The 21,942-nt window shown below is 71.6% G+C and carries 18 protein-coding genes; 15 read left to right on the top strand and 3 right to left on the bottom strand.

The features are described from left to right. Positions 1-94: 94 nt before the first annotated feature. Genes hsaA through ACFYM0_RS26130 form a run of 5 tightly spaced genes read left to right on the top strand, consistent with a single transcriptional unit; the run spans position 95 to position 5,288 of the window. Complete coding sequence (gene hsaA / locus ACFYM0_RS26110; protein WP_388505547.1) at positions 95-1,264, top strand: 3-hydroxy-9,10-secoandrosta-1,3,5(10)-triene-9,17-dione monooxygenase oxygenase subunit; 1,170 nt, start codon at positions 95-97, stop codon at positions 1,262-1,264. Continuing rightward, positions 1,261-2,130: a 4,5:9,10-diseco-3-hydroxy-5,9,17-trioxoandrosta-1(10),2-diene-4-oate hydrolase gene (gene hsaD / locus ACFYM0_RS26115; RefSeq protein WP_388505550.1), complete on the top strand. Its 870-nt coding sequence runs from the start codon at positions 1,261-1,263 to the stop codon at positions 2,128-2,130. Before hsaA ends, hsaD begins: the two co-directional genes overlap by 4 nt. Before the next feature lie 43 nt (positions 2,131-2,173). Next, a complete protein-coding gene (locus ACFYM0_RS26120; protein ID WP_388505552.1) occupies positions 2,174-3,079 on the top strand; it encodes a VOC family protein in 906 nt (301 codons plus the stop codon). Beyond that, positions 3,067-3,576, top strand: a complete 510-nt coding sequence (locus ACFYM0_RS26125) for a flavin reductase family protein (RefSeq protein WP_388505554.1) — start codon at positions 3,067-3,069, stop codon at positions 3,574-3,576. Before ACFYM0_RS26120 ends, ACFYM0_RS26125 begins: the two co-directional genes overlap by 13 nt. Next, positions 3,573-5,288, top strand: coding sequence for an FAD-dependent oxidoreductase (locus tag ACFYM0_RS26130; RefSeq protein ID WP_388505555.1), 1,716 nt, complete (start codon positions 3,573-3,575; stop codon positions 5,286-5,288). The genes ACFYM0_RS26125 and ACFYM0_RS26130 overlap by 4 nt, the downstream gene beginning before the upstream one ends. Here the strand turns inward: ACFYM0_RS26130 and ACFYM0_RS26135 are convergent. Then, positions 5,285-5,965, bottom strand: coding sequence for an HAD family acid phosphatase (locus ACFYM0_RS26135; protein ID WP_388505557.1), 681 nt, complete (start codon positions 5,963-5,965; stop codon positions 5,285-5,287). The genes ACFYM0_RS26130 and ACFYM0_RS26135 overlap by 4 nt on opposite strands. A gap of 203 nt (positions 5,966-6,168) precedes the next feature. Between ACFYM0_RS26135 and ACFYM0_RS26140 the strand changes: the two genes are divergently transcribed. Next, a complete protein-coding gene (locus tag ACFYM0_RS26140) occupies positions 6,169-6,387 on the top strand; it encodes a hypothetical protein (protein ID WP_388505559.1) in 219 nt (72 codons plus the stop codon). Between the two features lie 4 nt (positions 6,388-6,391). Here the strand turns inward: ACFYM0_RS26140 and ACFYM0_RS26145 are convergent, their stop codons facing one another. Beyond that, positions 6,392-7,285 carry a hypothetical protein gene (locus ACFYM0_RS26145; protein ID WP_388505561.1) on the bottom strand — a complete coding sequence of 298 codons (894 nt, stop codon included), beginning with the start codon at positions 7,283-7,285 and terminating at the stop codon, positions 6,392-6,394. A 143-nt stretch (positions 7,286-7,428) separates the two neighbouring features. Between ACFYM0_RS26145 and ACFYM0_RS26150 the strand changes: the two genes are divergently transcribed. From ACFYM0_RS26150 to ACFYM0_RS26180, 7 genes are all read left to right on the top strand, one after another. Further along, positions 7,429-8,211: a serine protease gene (locus tag ACFYM0_RS26150; RefSeq protein WP_388505562.1), complete on the top strand. Its 783-nt coding sequence runs from the start codon at positions 7,429-7,431 to the stop codon at positions 8,209-8,211. A gap of 268 nt (positions 8,212-8,479) precedes the next feature. Next, positions 8,480-9,139 (top strand): response regulator, encoded by a 660-nt coding sequence (locus ACFYM0_RS26155; RefSeq protein WP_388505564.1) that lies wholly within the window; start codon positions 8,480-8,482, stop codon positions 9,137-9,139. Between the two features lie 490 nt (positions 9,140-9,629). Continuing rightward, a complete protein-coding gene (locus ACFYM0_RS26160; RefSeq protein ID WP_388505565.1) occupies positions 9,630-10,817 on the top strand; it encodes a sensor histidine kinase in 1,188 nt (395 codons plus the stop codon). A 318-nt stretch (positions 10,818-11,135) separates the two neighbouring features. After that, complete coding sequence (locus ACFYM0_RS26165; RefSeq protein WP_388505567.1) at positions 11,136-11,465, top strand: chorismate mutase; 330 nt, start codon at positions 11,136-11,138, stop codon at positions 11,463-11,465. Between the two features lie 37 nt (positions 11,466-11,502). Then, the gene (pepN, locus tag ACFYM0_RS26170) at positions 11,503-14,043 is read left to right on the top strand and encodes an aminopeptidase N (protein ID WP_388505568.1); all 2,541 of its coding nucleotides are present in this window, start codon (positions 11,503-11,505) and stop codon (positions 14,041-14,043) included. 838 nt (positions 14,044-14,881) lie between these two features. Further along, positions 14,882-16,282, top strand: coding sequence for a pyridoxal phosphate-dependent decarboxylase family protein (locus ACFYM0_RS26175; RefSeq protein ID WP_388505569.1), 1,401 nt, complete (start codon positions 14,882-14,884; stop codon positions 16,280-16,282). Beyond that, entirely contained in the window at positions 16,279-17,688 is a 1,410-nt protein-coding gene (locus ACFYM0_RS26180) for a lysine N(6)-hydroxylase/L-ornithine N(5)-oxygenase family protein (RefSeq protein WP_388505571.1), read from the top strand. Before ACFYM0_RS26175 ends, ACFYM0_RS26180 begins: the two co-directional genes overlap by 4 nt. Before the next feature lie 25 nt (positions 17,689-17,713). On the opposite strand, the gene ACFYM0_RS26185 is transcribed toward ACFYM0_RS26180, so the two are convergent. Next, positions 17,714-19,525, bottom strand: a complete 1,812-nt coding sequence (locus ACFYM0_RS26185; protein ID WP_388505572.1) for a bifunctional metallophosphatase/5'-nucleotidase — start codon at positions 19,523-19,525, stop codon at positions 17,714-17,716. 138 nt (positions 19,526-19,663) lie between these two features. Between ACFYM0_RS26185 and ACFYM0_RS26190 the strand changes: the two genes are divergently transcribed. Continuing rightward, positions 19,664-20,365 (top strand): SIMPL domain-containing protein, encoded by a 702-nt coding sequence (locus ACFYM0_RS26190; protein WP_388505574.1) that lies wholly within the window; start codon positions 19,664-19,666, stop codon positions 20,363-20,365. A 146-nt stretch (positions 20,366-20,511) separates the two neighbouring features. Continuing rightward, positions 20,512-21,939 carry a pyruvate kinase gene (pyk, locus tag ACFYM0_RS26195; RefSeq protein WP_388505576.1) on the top strand — a complete coding sequence of 476 codons (1,428 nt, stop codon included), beginning with the start codon at positions 20,512-20,514 and terminating at the stop codon, positions 21,937-21,939. The last annotated feature ends 3 nt before the right edge of the window (positions 21,940-21,942 follow it).

Consider the following 21,942-nt stretch of genomic DNA (forward strand, 5'->3'; position numbering starts at 1 on the left):
TCCGCGCCCCGCACCACCCGGCGTACGTTCCTCGCCATCGATCCGGAACACGATCCCGAACACCCGAAGATCCTTGATCTGAGAAGGGGACACCATGAGTGACGAAGAGGTCCTCGCAGCGGTCCGCGCCCTCGCCCCCGCCCTCCGCGAGCGCAGCGCAGAGGCCGAAAACCTGCGCAAGGTCCCCGAGGCGAGCATCAAGGAACTCGCCGACACCGGCTTCTTCCGGCTGCTCCAGCCCAAGGCCCACGGCGGGTACGCCGCCGACCCCGCCCTCTTCTACGCCGCCGTCAAGGACATAGCCAAGGCCTGCGGCTCCACCGGCTGGGTCGCCTCCGTCGTCGGCGTCCACCCCTGGCACGTAGCCCTCTACGACCCCCGTGCCCAGGAAGAGGTCTGGGGCCAGGACCGCGACACGCGGATCTGCTCCTCCTACGCCCCCACCGGCAAGGTCACCCCCGTCGACGGAGGATTCACCCTCAGCGGCCGCTGGCACTTCTCCTCCGGCTGCGACCACGCCGACTGGGCCCTGCTCGGCGGACTGGTCACCGACGCCGAAGGCCGCCCCGTCGACATGCGGACCTTCCTGATCCCGCGCTCCCGGTACCGCATCGACGAGGTCTGGGACACCGTCGGCCTGCGCGGCTCCGGCTCCAACGACATCGTCGTCGAGGAGGTGTTCGTCCCCGAACACCGCGCCCTCAGCTTCGGCCCCGTCACCGCCCTCCAGGTACCCGGCCACCGCCTCAACCCCGAGCCGCTCTACCGGCTCCCCTACGCCTCCGTCTTCACCACCACCATCTCCACCCCCATCGTCGGCATCGCCGAAGGCGCCTACGAGGACTACGTCACCGCGACCCGCGAACGCTTCCGCATCTCCTACGGCCAGCAGGTCGCCGAAGACCCCTTCGCCCAGGTCCGCATCGCCCGCGCCGCCAGTGACATCGACGCCTCCTGGCTCCAGCTCCGGCGCAACATCTCCGAGCTCTACGCCCTCGCCGCACGAGGCGAGGAACTCCCCACGCCGCTGCGCACCCGGGCCCGCCGCGACCAGGTCCTCGCCACCGAGCGCTGCGTCGCCGCCGTCGACCTCCTCATGGAGAACGCGGGCGGCAGCGCCCTGCGCACCGGCCCCAACCCGGTCCAGCGGGCCTGGCGCGACGTCCACACCGGCCGCGGCCACGCCGCCAACGACCCGGAGCGGGCCCTGGTCCTGTTCGGGCAGGGTGCCCTCGGACTCGACATCCAGGACACCATGCTGTGAGCGCGCAGGGATTCACCTACGAGAACACCTCCCGCACCGTCAAGGCCGGCGCCCTGAACCTGCACTACCACGAGGCCGAACCCGTCCGGGAGGCCGACGCGCCCGTCGTGATCATGCTGCACGGCGGTGGGCCCGGCGCCTCCGGCTGGTCCAACTTCGGCGGCAACCTGCCCCACTTCGCCGCACGCTTCCGCACCCTGCTCGTCGATCAGCCCTGCTACGGCCGCTCCGACAAGCCGGAACCCGACCGCGACTACTTCGGCTTCAGCGCGAACGCCGTACTCGCCCTCATGGACGAACTCGGCATCGAGCAGGCGAACTTCATCGGCAACTCCCTCGGCGGAGGCACCGCCACCCGGCTCGTCCTGGACCACCCCGAACGGGTCGACAAGCTCCTGCTCATGGGCCCCGGCGGGATCTCGCTGAACCTCTTCTCCGCCGACCCCACCGAAGGCATCAAACGGCTCTTCGAATTCAGCCTCGCGCCCGAGCCCACCCGCGAGCAGATGCGGACCTTCCTCACCACCCTCGCCCACAACCCGGCGATCGTCACCGACGCCCTCGTCGAGGAGCGCTACGCCCAGGCCACCGACCCCGAAGCCAGGCTCGGCAACGCCCGGATGGGAGCCTCCTTCGCCAAGTGGCCCGAGGCCGCGATGCTCTGGCGCGAAGCGCACCGCATCAGCCGCCCCGTCCTGCTGACCTGGGGCCGCGAGGACCGCGTCAACCCGGTCGACGGCGCCTTCCTCGCGCTCAAGACCATCCCGGACGCCCGCCTGCACGTCTTCCCGCACTGCGGGCACTGGGCTCAGACCGAGGCCGCAGACGAGTTCAACCGCCTCGCCACCGACTTCTTCCTCAACTGATCCCTCTCCTGCCCCTCCACTGATCCCACCGAGGAGTTCCCTCATGGACATCCGCGCACTCGGCTACCTCCGCATCGAGACCGCCGACCTCGCCGCCTGGCGCACCTACGTCCTCGACATCCTCGGCATGGCCGAAGCCGCGGGCACCACGGACACCCGGCTCAACATCCGCATCGACGACCGCACCCACCGCTTCCAGTTCCTCGCCGGCGCCCAGGACCGGCTGCTCGCCGCCGGCTTCGAAGTGGCGGGCGCCCGCGCCCTGGAGGACGCCGCCGCCGAACTGGAGAGCGCCGGACACCCCGTCAAGCAGGGCGACGCCGAGACCCTCGCCGACCGCCGGGTCCAGGGCCTCATCCACTGCGAGGACCCCAGCGGCAACCCCCTGGAGATCTACTGGGGCCAGGCCCAGGACCACACCCCGCTCGCAGCCCGGTACGGCAACCGGTTCGTCACCGGCGGCCGCGAGGGCGGCCTCGGCCTCGGCCACGTCGTCCTGCCCGCCGCCGACACCGAGGCCACCCTCGACTTCTACGAGAACCTCCTCGGCTTCCAGCTGCGCGACTCGATGCGGCTGCCCCCGGCCGCCGTCCCCACCGGCAAGCCCGGGCGGGAATTCCACTGGATGCACTTCCTCAGCCCCAACCGCCGCCACCACAGCCTCGGGCTCTACCCCGGCGCGCTGCCGCCCGGCATCGTCCACTTCATGGTCGAGCTGGAGACCCTCGACGACGTCGGTTACTGCCTCGACCGCATGAACAGGGCGGGCATCCCCATCGCCTCCACCCTCGGCCGGCACTCCAACGACCACATGGTCTCCTTCTACGCCCAGGCCCCCGGCGGCTTCCAGGTCGAGTACGGCTGGGACGGCCTGCTCGTCGACCCCGCCACCTGGACCGCGAAGGAGATCACCGCGGACAGCTTCTGGGGCCACCAGTGGAACGGCTGACCGGCCCCGCCGCCGGCGCGGTCGACCCGGCTCTGTTCCGCGAGGTCCTCGGCGCCTTCGCCTCCGGCATCACCGTCGTCGCGGCCGTCGCGGACGACGGCCGCCCGGCCGGGCTGGCCTGCCAGTCCTTCGCCTCCCTCTCCCTCGACCCACCGCTGGTCCTGCTCTGTGTGGGCAAGGGCTCTTCCAGCTGGCCCAAGGTGCGGGCCGCCGGCCGCTTCGGCGTCAGCATCCTCGCCGAGGAGCAGCGCGCCGTGTGCGAGGCGCTCGGCCGCCGCGGCGAGGACAAGTTCGCGGACGTCGACTGGGAACTCTCCGCCCACGGAGCCGTCCGCGTGAGGGGCGCCCTCGCCACCGTCGACTGCGCCCTCGAAGAGGTCCACGAGGCGGGCGACCACTACCTCGTCACCGCCCGGGTCCTCGAACTCGACGCCCGCGACGGCGGATCACCCCTCCTCTACTACCGCAGCGACTACGCCACGGGAGCCTTCGGATGACAACCGGCCACGCCACCGAGCACGCCACCGGGCACACCACCGGGCACGCCTACGACGTGGTGGTCGTCGGCTCCGGCGCCGCCGGATTCGCCGCCGCCGTCACCGCCCGACTGCGGGGCCTGAGCGTCCTCGTCGTGGAGAAGACCGACACCTACGGGGGTTCCACCGCCCTGTCCGGCGGTGCGATCTGGGTCCCCGGCAACTTCCACCTCGACCGCGCCGGCCTCGCCGACACCCGCGAGAAGGCCCGCGCCTACCTCGACGCCACCGTCGGCGACCGGGTCCCGGCCGCGCGCAAGGACGCGTACCTCAGCCACGGGCCGCGCATGGTCCGGGAGTTCCACGACCGCACCGAGATCCGCTTCATGCACACCCCCGGCTACCCGGACTACTTCCCCGAGGCCCAGGGCGGCATGGCACAGGGCCGCTCCATCGAGCCGTGCATCGTCGACTTCAAGCGGCTCGGCGCGCTCGGCGCCACCATGCGCCGGGCCGGACTGCCCACGTACGGGCTGACCATGACCTCGTACGACTTCCGCTTCCTGAACATGGTCAGCCGGACCTGGGCGGGCAAGAAGACCTCCCTCAAGGTCGGCCTGCGGGCCGTCAAGGCCCTGGCCACCGGCCGCAAGCTGCTCTCCCTCGGCGAGGCGCTCGTCGCCCGCATGCGGCTCTCCCTGGACGCGCTCGGCGGCGAACTGTGGCTGTCGGTGCCCCTGACCGCCCTGGTCACGGACCCGGCCGGCCGGGTGACGGGGGTACGGGTCCTGCGCGCCGGGCGGGAGGTGACCGTAGCGGCGCGGGGCGGGGTGGTGCTGGCCTCGGGCGGGTTCTCGCACGACCAGGCACTGCGCGAGAAGCACCTGCCCGCGCCCACGTCCACGGTCTGGACGCACGCCTCGCAGGGCCAGACCGGCGACGCCCTGAAGCTCGGTGAGGAACTGGGGGCCGCCACCGATCTGCTGGACAGGGTCTGGGGCGCGCCGTCGGTGTGCCCGCCGGGGGAGAAGCCCTTCTTCCTCGTCGCCGACCGGGGCATCCCCGGCATGGTCATCGTCAACGAGGCGGGGGAGCGCTACGCCAACGAGGCCCTGCCGTACCACGCGTTCGTGGACCGGATGTACGCCGCCGACCGGCCGGACGCCAGGACGGTGCCGTCCTGGCTGATCCTGGACGCCCGCTCCAAGGCCCGGTACATCTTCGCCGGACTCTTCCCCGGGCAGCCCTTCCCCGAGAAGTGGCTGGAGAGCGGCTTCCTGAAGAAGGCCGACACCGTGGAGGAACTGGCCCGGCAGATCGCCGCGCCCGGCCTGCCCGCCGCGATCAGCCGCTTCAACTCCTTCGCCGAGGTGGGCACCGACAGGGACTACGGCCGGGGCGAGAGCGTCTACGACCGCTACTACGGCGACCCGACGCTGCCCAACCCCAACCTGGCGCCGATCGACAAGGGCCCCTTCTACGCCGTCCCCGTGCACCCGGGGGACATCGGCACCAAGGGCGGCCTCGTCACGGACACCGACGGCCGGGTCCTGCGCGAGGACTCCACGCCGATCCCGGGGCTCTACGCCTCCGGCAACTGCTCGGCGGCGGTGATGGGGGAGACCTACCCCGGGCCGGGCGCCACGATCGGGCCGGCGATGGCCTTCGGCTGGGCCGCCGTCAACGCGATCGCAGCCGGGCTGGACCAGGCCTCGCGCCCCGTCTCGTCCTAGGAGAGCTTGCCGTCGTAGTCCGGCAGCTTGACGGTGCGCTCGGCGTGGCCGCCGACCAGGTCGCTCTGGTTGTTGCCGATGTTGGCGATGATCGTGTAGCCGCGTGCCTCGATCTCCGCGCGCTTGGCCGTCTTGTAGGCGCTGACCTCGCCGAACAGGGCGGGCAGGTCGCGGACGTAGAGGCCCGAGACGGGGTAGCCGACCGCCTTGAGGTTGCGCTCGGTGAGGGAGTAGACGATCCCCGGGCGGGCGGTGACGAAGAAGATGGCGACCCCGCGGTCGTTCGCGTACCGGGTCAGGTCGCGGACCTGGGCGATCGCGGGGGTCGGGAAGGTCCAGAACCAGTGGAAGTCCGTCTCCAGCGACGAGTTGTCGATGTCGAGGACGATCGCCGGCTTCTCACCGGCCGGCGAGGCGGCGATGCGCTGCTCGATCCCGGGGCGGGCCGCGCCGATGACGGCGGACACGTCGCGCTGCCAGGTGGCGTAATCGATGCCCAGGATCGCGGCGTTGCCGCCCGGCGCGGAGGCGGTGACGGCGGTGACGGCGCTGACGGCGGGGGCGGCCGTCGTGGCGGGGGCCGCCTGTGCGGCGGCGGCCGGAACCAGGGCCAGTACGGCCGCGGCGGCGGCCACTGCGGCGGCAGTGCTACGGGTACGGGTGCGGGTGCTGCGCATGGGGGACGCTCCTCGATCACGTGTTGGCATGTACGTGTCCAGGCTGGAGATCGTCCGTCCTCATGTCTACTGGCTGGTAAGTAACTTTTCATGGCCGTGCGGTGAACCTCCGTCACGCGTCACGCCCGGCGCCGGGTCCGCAGGTCGACGGGTCGTCGGCGGAGGGGGGTGTTCCGCCCTGGGGGGCCGGGCAGAGCGCCCGTATGAGTGAGGGCGTCATCGCGCTGATCGTCGTGTCCGGGACCGTCGTCGCTTGGGGTGCGATCTACTTCGCGGCCCACCGCTCGACCTATGGCGGCAGCCACTCGACGGTCACCCGCAGGAGCGGCGGCGACAGCGGGGGTGACGGCGGGGGCGGTGACGCGGGCTGCGGCGGCGGAGCCGGCTGCGGCGGCGACTCCGGGGGCTGCGGCGGCGACTGACCGATCAGGTGTCGCAGTCCAGCACCGTGCGGCACAGCCCGCAGCGGGCCCGGACCGGTCCGCCGTGTGCGGGCAGCCGCAGTCGCTGTCCGCACACCGGGCACGGAAAGCTCACCCGCAGTCCGCCCGCGCGCTCCTCGAAGCCGTACGGGGCCCCGGGCGGTGCGGCCCCGCTCCGGCGGGCCGCCGCGTACCGGAGCCGCTCCCGCCGGCCCGCGGCCGCGAGGGGGGCCCGGCGCAGGTCCCGGTCGGCCAGGGCGCGGCCGCGCACGTACGCCTCGTAGGCCTGCGGGCTGGTGAACCACGCGGAGAGGTCCTCGCTGCCGAGGAACCGGCCGCGTCGGGCGAGGACGTAGCCGAACTCCTCCGGGGTGAGGTAGCCGAGCTTCTGGTGGGTGAGCTCGTCCTCCCGGTAGGCGTCGAGCAGCAGCCAGCCGGCGCCCAGGTAGGCGGCGGCGGTGTCGGTGAGGATCTCGTTGTCGATGGTCGAGGGGAAGCGCAGGTCCAGGCGGTGCAGCAGGACGTGCGTGACCTCGTGGGCGAGGGCGGCCGCCAGATCGCGGCGGTGGAGGCGGAAGCGGTCGTTGACCTCGACGAAGTACTCGGGCCCGGCAGTGAGTTCCACGGTCGCCGCCTCCTCCATCGCCCGGAAGCCCACGATCAGTCGCGCGTCGGGCAGCCGCAGTGCGCGGACCATCGCGGACGCCACCCGGTGGGCGCCGAGGTGCAGGTCCTCGGAGGAGGGGAAGGCCGCGTCGGCGGGCGCGAAGGGCGTGTCGTAAGCGCGGAGCCCGTCGGCGGACAGTCGCCGGAACAGTGCGGTGACGGCCGCGCGGACCGACTCCAGGTGAGGAAATCCGTGCTCGATCGGGCTGCTGCGCCGACCGTTGTGCGTCATCGGGCACCTCCGGCCGGAAGTTGTCCGAAAACGCGTTCTTGAAGCCCTCCGTGCGGGCGGTGTGTCATGTCCCCGTCACCCATGTGGTCCATCCCACCCGTCATGGAGTGACACGCACGGCCCAACCCCCCACGAAAGGCAGTGTGTCGACTGTGTCCAGCCTCGTCACCACCCTCAAGCGCGCCCTCGCCGTCGGAGCGGTGGCCCTCGCGGCCGTCAGCCTCCAGCCCGGCACCGCAACCGCCGGCACGGCGCCCGTCGTCGGCGGAACGCGCGCCGCCCAGGGCGAGTTCCCCTTCATGGTCCGGCTCTCCATGGGCTGCGGCGGCGCCCTCTACACCCAGCAGATCGTGCTGACCGCCGCCCACTGCGTCGGCGGCTCCGGCAACAACACCTCCATCACCGCCACCGCCGGAGTCGTCGACCTCAACAGCTCCAGCGCCATCAAGGTCAAGTCCACCAAGGTGCTCCGGGCCCCCGGCTACAACGGCTCGGGCAAGGACTGGGCGCTGATCAAGCTCGCCAAGCCCATCAACCTGCCCACCCTCAAGATCGCCGACACCAAGGCCTACGACAACGGCACCTTCACCGTCGCAGGCTGGGGCGCCGCCCGGGAAGGCGGAGGCCAGCAGCGCTACCTGCTGAAGGCCACCGTCCCCTTCGTCTCCGATGCCTCCTGCCAGGACTCCTACGGCAGCTCCCTCGTGCCCGCCGAGGAGATCTGTGCCGGATTCGAGGCGGGCGGCGTCGACACCTGCCAGGGCGACTCCGGCGGCCCCATGTTCCGCCGCGACAACGCCAACGCCTGGATCCAGGTCGGCATAGTCAGCTGGGGCGAGGGCTGCGCCCGCCCCGACTACCCCGGCGTCTACACGGAGGTCTCCACGTTCGCGGCGGCGATCAAGAGCGCGGCCGCCACGCTCTGACCGATCCCCGACCCCGTCGCCCTCCTCCTCCCGGCCCGCCCGACAGGGGCCGGAAGGATGAGGCGCGATGCCCCACATGTCCGTAAGGTCGACCGCAGTACCGTGAGGCCGGAACGACGCCGTTCCGGCCTTGCGGCATGCTCCCGACGGTCTGCTGTGCGGTTGCGGGCCGAGGCGCCCGCAGGTCCCATGGAGAGATCCCACCGGGTGGGAATGCCGGGAAAGCCGGACCAGCACAGGCAACGGGCGACAGTGGGGCAGGCGGCGCATGACGATCAGAGTGATCATCGCGGACGACCAGGAGATGGTCAGGACCGGCTTCCGGATGATCCTCGAAAGCCAGCAGGACATCGAGGTGGTGGCCGACGTCGAAGACGGCGAAGCGGCCCTCGCAGCCGTCGCCGAACACCGGCCCGACGTCCTGCTCCTCGACATCCGCATGCCCAAACTCGACGGACTCGAAGTCACCCGCCGGCTCTCCGGCCGAGAAACCCCCCGCATCGTCATCGTCACCACCTTCGACCTCGACGAGTACGTCCACGCGGCGCTCCACGGCGGAGCGTCCGGCTTCCTCCTCAAAGACGCGAGCCCGGCCATGCTGGTTGAAGCGGTGCGGGCGGCAGCCGTCGGAGACTCCCTCGTCTCACCCGCCATCACCGTACGGCTGCTGCGCGAAATGGCCCTGCGCACGCCGGCCGCCTCCGCCGCCGCCCGCCGCCCCGCCGAACCCCTGACGGACCGGGAACGCGAGGTCGTACGCTGCCTCGCGCGCGGGCTGACCAACGCCGAGATCGCGGGCGAGCTCTTCGTCTCCCTCTCCACCGTCAAGACCCACCTGGCCAACGTCCAGGCCAAACTCGACGCCCGCAACCGCGTGGAAATCGCCGCCTGGGCCTGGGAAAGCGGCCTGGCAGGCACCCCGGCGTGACCCGGTCGCACCCCCTGAACACCGCCGACCGCCGCTCGGCGGCATCCGTCCCGCGTCAGCCCCGTGGCCGTTCGGGCGCTGCCTGCCGGAACCGGCCGCGCGGCCTTTCGCGCGCCGCCTGCCGGCGTCAGGCCGGCTGCTTGTCGGGGGCCGCCGGACAGAATCAGCCCCGCCGGCGTTTGGGGCGCGGGGTCTGGGGCGGCGCCCCGGGAAGCCGGCACACGCCGTCCCCGACGACACAGGCCGCCACGGGCCCGGGCAACGCCCGGCCGAACCGCCGCCCCCACCCGGACCGAAGCCCGTACACCCCCGGCGGAGCCGTCCGGCGCCCGGGCGGAGCCACGGGCCCGGCGCCCCGCAGAACGGGCGGGGCCACGGGCCCGGCGCCCCGCAGAACGGGCGGGGCCACGGGCCCGGCGCCCCGCAGAACGGGCGGAGCCACCCGCGCGGTGCCCCGTCCCACCGGCGGAGCTACCCTCCGGGACCCGGTATGAGCCCCCTGGGGCCCTGGGCCCGCCGCCACCCCCATGCCGCGGACTGGATCCGGATCCTCCTCTCCGTCACCCTCCTCTCCCTCGTCACCTTCGAGGGCGTCGTCCTGGCCCGCCAGCCCAGCACCCCGCACGCCGCCGTCTGGGTGTCGGGCGTCCTCGTCTGCCTCAGCGCCGCGCCCTGGCCGGGCATCCCCCTCCTCGTCCGCGCCTGGTTCGCCTCCGCCGTCACCTGGACCGTCACCCTCTCCCTGATCTTCAGCAACCTCCCCCTCGTCGTCTGGGGCGGCGGCGAGGCCATCGCCCTGCTCGTCCTCCTCACCCAGGTCCTGCTCCGCGCCCCCGCCCGCACCGCGGCCGTCCTCGGCCCCCTCCTCGCCCTCGGCTGCATCGCGGCCCCCGTCCGCGACGCGGACCCGGGCCGCTTCACGCTGCTCTTCTCCGTGCTCGCCGTCGTCGTCACCGCGTACTCCCTGCTCCTGCGCCTGCAGTCCGTCCAGCGCGTCCGCGAACTGCGCGCCGTACGCAGCGCCGAGCGCCTGGAACTGGCCCGCGAACTCCACGACCTCGTCGCCCACCACGTGACGGGGATCGTCGTCGAGGCGCGCGCCGCCCGCTACACCAAGGTCTCCGCCGAACGCGCCGGCGAGATCTTCGGCCGCATCGAGTCCGCCGGGGACGAGGCGCTCGGTTCCATGCGCCGCCTGGTCAAGATCCTCCGCGAGGGCGCCGCCGACACCGACCCGGAGACGGGCAAGGGCTCCGGCAACCCCGGCCCCACCGGTACGGCCCCCGTCGCGGGCCTCCGCGAGATCCGCGGGCTGACGGAACGGTTCGCCGCCACCGGCCCGCCCGTCGTCCTCTACATGGAGGAGGGCCTGGAGGCCCGGCTCCCCGCCGACGTCGCCGCCACCGCCCACCGCATCGTCCTCGAAGCCCTCACCAACATCGGCAAGCACGCCGCCACCGCCACCGCCGTCCGGATCGGCCTGCGCACCGTCCCGGCCGGCCTGGAAGTACGGATCGCCGACGACGGCGGCCGCCCCGCGAAACTCTCCGAGAACGCCCGCGGCGGCGGCTACGGCCTCGTCGGCATGGCCGAACGCGCCGAAGCCCTCGGCGGCTCCCTCACCGCCGGCCCCGCCCCCGAAGGCGGCTGGCTGATCACAGCCGTCCTACCCCTCTAGGTCGTCTCTTTCGGATCTTGCCTGGCCCGCGCCGCCCGGCACCGCGCCTCGCCGCACTGCCGGCCCCGCACCGTCCCGCCGCCGCCCTGCCGAGTCCGTACCGGGCCCCGCTGCATCAGCCGCCCTGACGGGCACCCGCTGCCGCACGGCGGGGTACGGGCCGGGGTCCGGGGACCGCGGAGCAAACCCGCGGGTCGCCCGCTCCGCACCCGGCGCGCCCCCACCCCCGGCGCGCACCAGCGCGCCCCCGCGCCCGCCCCGTCTCAATGGCCGATCGGCCGACGAACCGAACGAGCGCGCCCCGTATTCTCGTGGACCATGAACACCAGGGACATCGATGAGAACGTCACCGCCGAGCTGGCCCGGCTCAGGGACAGCATCGACAACATCGACGCGGCCGTGGTCCACATGCTCGCCGAGCGGTTCAAGTGCACCCAGCAGGTCGGCCACCTCAAGGCCCGCCACCAGCTGCCCCCGGCCGACCCGGGCCGCGAGGCCAGCCAGATCGCCCGGCTGCGCCAGCTCGCCGAGAACGCCAAACTCGACCCCGCCTTCGCCGAGAAGCTCCTGAACTTCATCATCGCCGAGGTCATCCGCCACCACGAGACGATCGCCGCCGGCGAAGGCGAAGACGAAGGCGCCGAATAGAAGCCGGGGCCCGGCACCGGCGCCACCATCCGGCAGCATGGGCCCCATGTCCGCACTGACGCGCAACGAAGCGCAGCTCCGAGCCCGACTCCTCGACGTCCGGCACTACGAGGTCGCCCTCGACCTCACCACCGGCGACGAGACCTTCGAGTCCCGCACCGTCATCCGGTTCACCGCCCGCGCCGACGGCGACACCTTCGTCGAGCTGAAACCGGACGAACTGCGCTCCGCCGCCCTCGACGGACACCCCCTGGACCCGGCCTCCCTCACCGACGGCCGCCTCCCCCTCGCCGGCCTCACCGAGGGCCCCCACGAACTCCGCATCGCCGCCCGCATGCGCTACTCCCGCACCGGCGAAGGCCTGCACCGCTTCACCGACCCCGCGGACGGGGAGACGTACGTCTACACGCAGATGTTCCTGGACGACGTCCAGCGCGTCTTCCCGGCCTTCGACCAGCCCGACCTCAAGGCCGTGTTCGAGTTCACCGTCACCGCCCCCGCTCACTGGACCGTCCTCGCCAACGGCGTCACCTCCCGCATCGGCGAACGCCTCGGCGACGGCGGTGGCGGCTCGGGCGACGGCTCCGCCTCCGAGGCCGGCATCTGGGCATCCGCCCCCACCCCCGTCATCTCCACCTACCTCGCCGCCGTCGCCGCCGGCCCCTGGCACAGCATCCGCACCGAACACGCCGGGATCCCCTTCGGCATCCACTGCCGCCGCTCCCTCGCCCCCCACCTCGACGCCGACGCGCAGGAGATCCTCGGCCTCACCACCGCCTGCTACGACCGCTTCCACGAGAAGTTCACCGAGCCCTACCCCTTCGACTCCTACGACCAGGCCTTCGTACCCGAGTTCAACGCCGGCGCCATGGAGAACCCGGGACTGGTCACCTTCCGCGACGACTACGTCTTCCGCTCCGCCGTCACCGACGCCGAACGCCAGCGCCGCGCCGTCACCATCGCCCACGAGATGGCCCACATGTGGTTCGGCGACCTCGTCACCCTCAGCTGGTGGGACGACATCTGGCTGAACGAGTCTTTCGCCGAGTTCATGGGCTACCAGACCCTCATCGAAGCCACCCGCTTCACCGAGACCTGGACCGGCTTCGGCATGGAACGCAAACCCTGGGGCTACGACGCCGACCAGCGCCCCTCCACCCACCCCGTCGCCCCGGACGCCGCCTCCGTCCCCGACACCGCCTCCGCCCTCCTCAACTTCGACGGCATCTCCTACGCCAAGGGCGCCTCCGCCCTGCGCCAACTCGTCGCCTGGCTCGGCGAGAAGGACTTCCTGGCCGGCATCAACACCCACTTCGCCCGCCACAAGTTCGCCAACGCCTCCCTCGCCGACTTCGTCGACTCCCTCGCCGCCCACACCGACCGAGACGTCCACACCTGGGCCGAGACCTGGCTGCGCACCACCGGCGTCGACACCCTCACCCCCCGGCTCGAAGAGAGCCACGGAGGCTGGACCCTCACCGTCGACCGCACCGGCAACCGCCCCCACCACATCGCAGCCGGCCTCTACGACCGAGCCCCCGACGGCGTCCTCGAACCGCGCGACGTCCTTGCCCTCGACGTCCCCTCCGACGAGGTCCTCTCCGTGAGCGGCCCGCGCCCCGCCCTCCTCGTCCTCAACGACGGAGACCTCACCTACGCCAAGGTCCGCCTCGACGAGACCTCACTGGAAACCGCCCTGCGCGGCATGTCCCGCATCCCCGACCCGCTCACCCGCGCCGTCGTCTGGAACTCCCTGCGCGACATGGTCCGCGACGGCGAACTGGGCGCCGCCGACTACCTGGCGACCGCCGAAGCCCACGTACCCGAGGAAACCGACCTCGCGATCGTCCAAGGCGTCCTCACTTTCACCCGCGCCCAGATCGCCGACCGCTACCTCACCCCCGACCACCGGGGCGACGCCCTCACCACCCTCACCACCATCGCCCGCGACCTGCTGCGGCGCACCGAGGACGGCTCCGACCCCGGCCTGCGGCTCGTCGCCGTCCGCACCCTCGTCGACAGCGCCACCCAGCCCGACACCATCGCCGGCTGGCTCGCCGAAGGCACCGTCCCCGGCGGCCCCGAACTCGACCCCGAACTGCGCTGGCGCATCCTCGCCCGCCTGTCCGTCCTCGGCGCGGCCGGCGAAGGCGAGATCGACGAGGCCCTCGCCGCCGACTCCAGCGCCACCGGCCGCGAAGGCGCCGCCCGCTGCAGGGCCGCCCTCCCGACGGCCGAGGCCAAGGCCGCGGCCTGGCAGCGCCTCTTCCACGACGACTCCCTGTCCAACTACCTCTTCACGGCCACCGCCCAGGGCTTCTGGCAGCCCGAACAGGCCGATCTGGTACGGGAGTACGTGCCGCAGGCCTACTCCGAGGCCGTCACCCTCGCCGCCCGCCGAGGTCCCGCCATCGCCGACGCGGCAGGCCGCTGGGCCCTCCCCGGCCACGAGATCACCGAAGCCAACCTCCAGGCCGGCCACACCGCCCTGACCTCCCCCGACATCACCCCGCTCCTCCACCGCAAGCTCGCCGACCACCTCGACGACCTGACCCGCGCCCTACGCGCCCGCCCGTAACCCCACCCCCACCAAAACCCGACGGTGCCCACCCGACCCCCACCCCCACCACGGGCTGGGGGCCAACCCTCGCCTCCCACGCCTGCTGCGGGCTGGGGGTCAGCTCCCGCCGTCACGCCTGCCGCGGGCTGGGGGTCAGCTCTCGCCGTCACGCCCGCTGCGGGCTGGGGGCCATCCCTCGCCTCCCACGCCCGCTGCGGGCTGGGGATCAACCCTCGCCCCTCACCCCGCCGCAGGCCGAGGGCCAACCACCCAGCCCGCACCCCACCCGGTCCACCCACCTGGCCATGCTCACCCCACCTGGCCGGCCTGGACGGCTGAGCCCGCGCGTTCGGCTGCCTTACCTTCCGGCTCTGCCGGGCCCGCCCCGCCTGGCCACGCTCGCCCATCCCACTGCCCGCCTGCCTGCCCGCCTGGCGGCGTTCGCCCGCCCCGCCCGCCCGGCCGGGCCCCCTCCTGCCGCCCCGGGCTGCAGGCCCCTTGTACGCGCCCGTCCGTCCCGCGGATACCCGCGCCTTCGCCCAGAGCGCCACGCCGCCGTGTCGCCCAGCGCACCGATCAGCTGCGCAGCGTAGACGGACCGCCGGCACCCATGCCCATGCCCAGGGACCCAAGGCCTACGGATCCGCCACCTCGCCCGCCGCAGGCGGTCGCAGCGCGCCCCGCCCCCCGTCTGCGCGGCGCACACCTTGCTCACCCGGCCACCACCGACGGCTTGAAATCAACCACTCATAAACCCGGGCGGTTACCCCATTCGGGTCGGATCGTTGTACCCCCCGGGTCCCCGACCCAGCGAGCGGCACACCCGCCGCCGAACCGTTCCCGTGAGGACAACCGCATGACAGCGCCCCCCGGCACAGGCAGACGCGGCAACGCCCCGCTCGCCGGAGGACCCCACGGCCCCGACGCCCTGCAACCACTCCTCGCCACCGTCCTCGACGCCCTGCGCACCGGAGCCCGCGCCCGCGGCGGACCGCTCCCGGCCGGCGGACCCGAGGCCGTCACCGCACGCGTCACCGCAGCACTGGGCGAAGTGTTCCCCGACCACGGACACGGCGACCACGAAGCGCTACGGACCCTCGTCCACACCCTCACCGCCGGCGCCGCCGACCCCGCCGACCCCCTGTGCGCAGCCCACCTGCACTGCCCGCCCCTCGCCGTCGCGGCCGCCGCCGACCTTGCCGCCAGCGCCCTCAACGCCTCCCTCGACTCCTGGGACCAGGCACCCGCCGCCTCCGCCCTCGAAGCCCTCCTCACCCGCACGCTCGCCGCGGAGTTCCACGACACCCCCCACCCCGACGCCGTCCTCACCACCGGCGGCACCGAGGCCAATCACCTCGCGCTCCTCCTCGCCCGCGAACGCCACGGCCCCCACCTCACCGTCCTGCACGGCGCCAACGCCCACCACTCCATCCCGCGCGCCGCCTGGCTCCTCGGCCTGCCCCCCGCCCGCAGCCTCCCCACCCCCACCGGAACCCTCACCCCGGCCACCCTCGCCGAAGCCCTCGCCGCCACCACCGGCCCGGTCCTCGTCACCGCCACCGCCGGCACCACCGACGCCGGACTCATCGACCCCCTCGACGCCCTCGCCGACCTCTGCGACCAGCACGGCGCCGACCTCCACATCGACGCCGCCTACGGCGGCCTCCTCCGCCTCAGCCCCCGCCACCGCCCCAAACTCGCCGGCCTCCACCGCGCCCGGTCGATCACCATCGACCTCCACAAACTCGGCTGGCAACCCATCGCCGCCGGACTCCTCACCGTCCCCGACGCCGCCCTGCTCGCCCCCCTCACCCACCAGGCCGACTACCTCAACGCCCCCGACGACACCCAAGCCGGCCTGCCCGACCTCCTCGGACGCTCCCTGCGCACCACCCGCCGCGCAGACGCCCTCAAGATCGCCGCCACCCTGCGCTCCCTCGGCCGAGACGGCCTCACCCACCTCATCGACCGCACCTGCGCCCGCGCCGAACAACTCGCCCGGCTCCTCGAAGCACACCCCGCCTTCGAACTCCACGCGGCGCCCACCATCAGCACCGTCCTGTTCCGGCCCACCCACGCCGACGACACCGCACTGGCCACCCTGCGCCGCACCCTCCTCCAGGGCGGCACCGCCGTACTGGGCCGAGCCACCGCCGACGGCCGCCTCTGGCTCAAGGCCACCCTGCTCAACCCCCACACCACGGCGGGGGACCTGGACGCCCTCGTGAACCTCCTGGAAGGCAGCACCCACCGATGACCGCCCAGCACGATGCACCCCACGACCTCGTCGGAATCGGCATCGGCCCCTTCAACCTCTCCCTCGCGGCCCTCGCCCACGGCCTGCCCCAACAAGGCGCCGCGGAACTCGCCACCGCCTTCTACGACCAGCGCCGAGACTTCCGCTGGCACCCCGGACTCCTCATCGACGGAGCCACCCTCCAAGTCCCCTTCCTCGCCGACCTCGTCACCCTCGCCGACCCCACCAGCCCCTGGTCATTCCTCAGCTACCTCAAGCACAAGGAACGCCTCTTCCCCTTCTACTTCGCCGAGAGCTTCCACATCCAGCGCGCCGAATACGACGCCTACTGCCGCTGGGTCGCCGGCCGCCTGCCCGGACTCCACTTCGGCCACCAAGTGGACGCCGTCCGCTGGAACCCCGAACGCGACCTCTTCGAAGTCGACTTCACCCAAGTCGACGCCGACGGAGAAGCCGAAGCCCTCGGCCGCACCTACACGCGCAACCTCGCCCTCGGCATCGGGACCGCCCCCTACATCCCCGAACCGCTGCGCCCCCTCGCCGAAGCCCCCACCGTCCCGGTGATCCACTCCTCCGAGTACCTCGACAACCGGCAGCGCATCCTCGGCGCCGACCACGTCACCGTCATCGGATCGGGCCAGTCCGGAGCCGAGGTCTTCCTCGACCTGCTCCGCTCCCGTCCCGCCGGCCGCGAACGCCTCACCTGGCTGGCCCGCACCCCCTCCTTCGCCCCCATGGAGTACTCCAAGCTCGGGCTGGAACACTTCACCCCCGACTACACCCGCTACTTCCACTCCCTCCCCGAACCGGTCCGCGACCGCCTCGTCCCCGCCCAATGGCAACTCCACAAGGGCATCGACGCCGCCACCATCGCCGCCATCCACGAGGAGCTCTACCGCCGCACCCTCGACGGAGGCTGGCCCGAGGCCGTCCTCACGCCCGGAGTCAGCGTCCGCACCGCAGGCCGCGTCGCCACCACCAAGGTCGAACTCCACCTCGAACACGTGGACCAGGGCGCCCGCTCCCGCCTCACCACCGACGCCGTCGTCCTCGCCACCGGCTACCGCGAACGCCCCCTCTCCCGCCTCCTCGCCGGACTCGACCCCTACCTGCGCAAGGACTCCTCCGGCCGGCCCCGCATCGACGACCGCTACCGGATGATCACCGACCCGGCCGTCACAGGAAGCGTCTTCGTCCAGAACGGCGAACGCCACACCCACGGCGTCGGAGCCCCCGACCTCGGCCTCGCCGCCTGGCGCAGCGCGGCCATCCTGAACACCCTGACGGGCAAAGAGCCCTACCCCCAGCCCACCCGCACGGCCTTCACCACCTTCGGCCTCGAACAGCGGGAGCACACCCGGCCCCAACCCGCCGGGGAACTGCTCCCACTGGTCGAGCACCCGTAAGGAGAAACGTTTAGAGCACCATCGGCTAGAAGACAGGTGCCCCGGCTCGGGTCAGCCGCCAGTCCACGGACGCGAACTGCGCCGGGTCCACCGTCCCCTTCGCCTTCACCCACTGGATGATCGTGTTGCGTATTTCATCCGAGTTCGCCCACAGCTGCTTCGACTGCGGCACGTGCGGGAAGTTCCCACCACCCGAAGCCCGGTAGTTGTTCACCGCCAGCACGAACTGCGCCGCCGGATCCACCGGCTTCCCCTGGAAGGACAGCCCCGAGATCCGCGAGCCCACCGGCTCGGAGATGTCGACGTCGTACGTCAACCCGTACACGGCGTCGTAGTTGTAGTCCGGCGTACCCTCCGCGTTCGTCAGCTTCGCCGGATCCACGACATCGCCCGGCGCCGTCCGCACGTAGTACCTCGCCGAATACTCCAGGTAGTCCTTGACCTGCGCACCCGTCAGCAGCCGCGCCTCCAGGGTGTTCTCGAACGGATACAGACCCGCCGCATCCCTGATCGTCACCTGCCCGGCCGGAATGGACGCCGTCCGCGAGAAACATGAAGCCTGCGACAGCACCGGCAGCGCAGCCCACTCCGTACCCGCCAGCGCACCCTTCACCGTCTCCGCCTGCACGTGGTTGATCAGATCGATGATCGCCACGTCCTTCACCGGGCCGTCCACCGAAGACATCGCCTGCGTCGACGTACCGATCACCTGGTTCACATACGCCACGACCTTGCGGTGCTCGTCCGACAGAAGTCCCACGATCGCCGGGTCCTCCACCGCCGTATTCGAGTTCAGCACCCGGGCCGACACCTTCGACACCGACCAGCAGCCCTTCGCCCACGTCAGCTCGAAGTCGAACAGCGTCAGCCGCTGCCCCCACTTCAGCGGCTCGGACAACACCACGTCCTTGCCCGTCGCCTTGTTCCGCACCCGGTACTCCGGGATCTCCGTATGCGCGTGCCCCACCAGGATCGCGTCGATCCCCGGCACCTGCTCCGCCACCAGACCCGCAGCGTTCTCGATGTACGGCAACTGGTCCCCGTAGCTCGACGTACCACTCGAACCCGAATGCGCCGACACGATCACCACATCCGCACCCAGCGACCGCAGCCGCGGCACGTACTTGGCGGCCTGCTCCTCAAGACCAGGGAACGTCATCTTCCCCTGCACGTTCGCCTTGTCCCAGATCGCGATCCCCGGATTCGTCAGACCCAGCACCGCCACCTTCACGTCCCGCCCGTGCGGAGTGCGCAGCCGGTGCATGCTGTACGGCGGGAACGCCGGCCGCAGCGTCTTCGCATCCAGCGCGTTCGCCCCCAGCAACGGGAAGTCGCACTGCTCCTCGAACTTCCGCAGCACCGGAATGCCGTAATTGAACTCGTGGTTCCCCAGCGCCGCCGCGTCATAACCGATCGCGTTCATCGCCTGCGCCATCGGGTGAACCGGACCGCGCCGCGCGGTGATCGGATCCACCTTCGCGTAGTAGTACGAAAGCTGCGTCCCCTGAATGGTGTCCCCGGCATCGATCAGCAGCGTGTTGCGCCGCCCCTTCTCCGCCCGCACCTGGTTCACCAGCGTGGAGATCTTCGCCAGACCGACGTCGTTGTGCGCCTTGTCGTCGAACTCCTTGTCCGTGAAGTAGTCCCAGTTGAAGACGTTCCCGTGCAGGTCCGTCGTCCCCATCACCGTGAACGCGTACGTCCTCGCCCCCGAAGCCGAAGCGCCGCCGGCCACCGCGTCCGCCGCGGCGGCCGGGGTGCTCGTGGCCCCCGCCAACGCCACAGCCGCACCCGTCGCAGCTGAAGTGCCCAGAAATGTCCTACGGTCCAAAGCCATGCCATCTCCCCTTGTGAGGTGCGTGCACAGATAGGCAACGCGCGTAGATTCTGACCCAGCAGTAACAAGCCGCAACACCCCCAGCAGGTTTCGATCCGATGACCACCCCCGTACGAGCAGCAGTGCGAGAGTGAATCCATGACCCAGGACGCATCGCACCAGCCCTACGGAACCCCCGAAGTCCCCCGCGTCGCAGTCCGCGGCGAAGCCACCCTCGAAGTCGACCCCGAAATCGCCCGCATCGGCATCACCGTCAGCGCCCGCGGCACCGACCGGCGCACTGCCCTCGAAGACCTCACCCGCCGCAACAACGCCGTCCTCGACCTCGTCAAAAGCTACGGCGACCCCGTCGAAAAACTCGAAACCGGCGCCTTCTCCATCACCCCCGAACTCACCCGCCACGGCCGCGGCGAACGCATCCGCGCCTACCACGGACGCGTCCACCTCACCGCCGAACTCAACGACTTCACCACCCTCGGCGAACTCACCACCCGCCTCGCCGACCTCGAACTCACCCAGGTCGACGGACCCTGGTGGGCCCTGCGCCCCACCTCGCCCGCCCACGGCGAAGCCCGCCGTCAAGCCGTCCTCGAAGCCGTCCAGCGCGCCCGCGAATACGCCGCCGCCCTCGGAGCCGACCTCGCCGCCCTCGTCGAACTCGCCGACCTCGGAGCCGAGAACGCCCCCGCCCCCTTCCAGGCAGCCGGCGCCGGCATGCGCACCATGGCCTTCAGCGCCGCCGAAGACACCGGCGCCCCCGCCCTCGACCTCGAACCCCAACGCCAGACCGTCTACGCGCAGGTGAACGCACGCTTCACGATGACCCCTCCCCAGCTCTGAAAACCCGAACAATCAGCGCCCCGGGGGTGCTCATCAGAGCACCCCCATGCACATTCAACAATTGTCAACAAGCTTTTGCTCAAAGGTTGTTGAGTGGACACTCGGAACCAATTTCCTACTCCCTGGTAGGGGCATACGCTCGCCTCATGCGCCGAGCGAAAATCGTATGTACCCTGGGCCCCGCCACCGACTCATACGACCAGATCAAAGCCCTGGTCGAAGCCGGAATGGACATCGCCCGCTTCAACCTCAGCCACGGCACCTACGCCGAACACGAGGACCGCTACCAGCGCGTCCGCAAGGCTGCCGACGAAACCGGCCGCAGCGTCGGCATCCTCGCGGACCTTCAAGGCCCGAAGATCCGCCTTGGCCGCTTCCGTGAAGGCCCCGTACTCCTTGAACGCGGCGACGAATTCACCATCACCGTCGAAGACCACGAAGGCGACCGCCACACCTGCGGCACCACCTACAAGGGCCTCGCCGGAGACGTCACCACCGGCGAACGCATCCTCGTAGACGACGGCCGCGTCACCCTCGAAGTCACCGCCGTCGACGGCCCCCGCGTCCACACCCGCGTCATCGAAGGCGGCATGGTCTCCGACAACAAGGGACTCAACCTCCCCGGCGTCGCAGTCTCCGTACCCGCCCTCTCCGAAAAGGACATCGACGACCTCCGCTGGGCCCTGCGCATCGGCGCCGACATCATCGCCCTGTCCTTCGTCCGCAGCGGCAGCGACATCGAAGACGTCCACCGCATCATGGACGAAGAAGGCCGACGCCTCCCCGTCATCGCCAAGGTCGAAAAGCCCCAAGCAGTCGAAAACATCGACGACATCGTCGCCGCCTTCGACGGCATCATGGTCGCCCGCGGAGACCTCGGCGTCGAAATGCCCCTGGAACAAGTCCCCATCGTCCAGAAGCGCGCCGTCAAGCTCGCCAAGCGCAACGCCAAGCCCGTCATCGTCGCCACCCAGATGCTCGACTCGATGATCGACAACTCCCGGCCCACCCGCGCCGAAGCCTCCGACGTCGCCAACGCCATCATCGACGGCACCGACGCCGTCATGCTCTCCGGCGAAACCAGCGTCGGCAAATACGCCATCGAAACCGTCCGCACCATGGCCCGCATCGTCGAAGCCGCCGAAGAAGACATCCTCGCCAAGGGCCTCCCCCCACTCACCGACCGCAACAAGCCCCGCACCCAAGGCGGAGCAGTCGCCCGCGCCGCCGCCGAAATGGGCGACTTCCTCGGCGCCAAATTCCTCGTCGCCTTCACCCAGAGCGGAGACACCGTCCGCCGGCTCTCCCGCTACCGCTCACCCATCCCCCTCCTCGCCTTCACCCCCGACCCCGCCACCCGCTCCCAGCTCAACCTCACCTGGGGCGTCGAAACCTTCCTCGGACCCCACGTCGACTCCACCGACGCGATGGTCGCCCAGGTCGAAGAGGAACTCCTGCGCATCGGCCGCTGCGTACCCGGCGACGTCGTCGTCATCACCGCCGGCTCACCCCCCGGCGTCAGCGGATCCACCAACCTCGTCCGCATCCACCACATCGGCGACGCAGTCCGCTGACAC

It is taken from the genome of Streptomyces sp. NPDC006487, assembly GCF_042870555.1.
Classification (GTDB): domain Bacteria; phylum Actinomycetota; class Actinomycetes; order Streptomycetales; family Streptomycetaceae; genus Streptomyces.

Bases quoted from the DNA above. Each gene is read 5' to 3' on its own strand.
- ACFYM0_RS26160 (WP_388505565.1), top strand. From the start codon at position 9,630: ATGAGCCCCCTGGGGCCCTGGGCCCGCCGCCACCCCCATGCCGCGGAC.
- hsaA (WP_388505547.1), top strand. From the start codon at position 95: ATGAGTGACGAAGAGGTCCTCGCAGCGGTCCGCGCCCTCGCCCCCGCC.
- ACFYM0_RS26155 (WP_388505564.1), top strand. From the start codon at position 8,480: ATGACGATCAGAGTGATCATCGCGGACGACCAGGAGATGGTCAGGACC.
- ACFYM0_RS26135 (WP_388505557.1), bottom strand. From the start codon at position 5,965: ATGCGCAGCACCCGCACCCGTACCCGTAGCACTGCCGCCGCAGTGGCC.
- ACFYM0_RS26165 (WP_388505567.1), top strand. From the start codon at position 11,136: ATGAACACCAGGGACATCGATGAGAACGTCACCGCCGAGCTGGCCCGG.
- pyk (WP_388505576.1), top strand. From the start codon at position 20,512: ATGCGCCGAGCGAAAATCGTATGTACCCTGGGCCCCGCCACCGACTCA.
- ACFYM0_RS26130 (WP_388505555.1), top strand. From the start codon at position 3,573: ATGACAACCGGCCACGCCACCGAGCACGCCACCGGGCACACCACCGGG.
- pepN (WP_388505568.1), top strand. From the start codon at position 11,503: ATGGGCCCCATGTCCGCACTGACGCGCAACGAAGCGCAGCTCCGAGCC.
- ACFYM0_RS26185 (WP_388505572.1), bottom strand. From the start codon at position 19,525: ATGGCTTTGGACCGTAGGACATTTCTGGGCACTTCAGCTGCGACGGGT.
- ACFYM0_RS26120 (WP_388505552.1), top strand. From the start codon at position 2,174: ATGGACATCCGCGCACTCGGCTACCTCCGCATCGAGACCGCCGACCTC.
- ACFYM0_RS26140 (WP_388505559.1), top strand. From the start codon at position 6,169: ATGAGTGAGGGCGTCATCGCGCTGATCGTCGTGTCCGGGACCGTCGTC.
- ACFYM0_RS26180 (WP_388505571.1), top strand. From the start codon at position 16,279: ATGACCGCCCAGCACGATGCACCCCACGACCTCGTCGGAATCGGCATC.
- ACFYM0_RS26190 (WP_388505574.1), top strand. From the start codon at position 19,664: ATGACCCAGGACGCATCGCACCAGCCCTACGGAACCCCCGAAGTCCCC.
- ACFYM0_RS26145 (WP_388505561.1), bottom strand. From the start codon at position 7,285: ATGACGCACAACGGTCGGCGCAGCAGCCCGATCGAGCACGGATTTCCT.
- ACFYM0_RS26175 (WP_388505569.1), top strand. From the start codon at position 14,882: ATGACAGCGCCCCCCGGCACAGGCAGACGCGGCAACGCCCCGCTCGCC.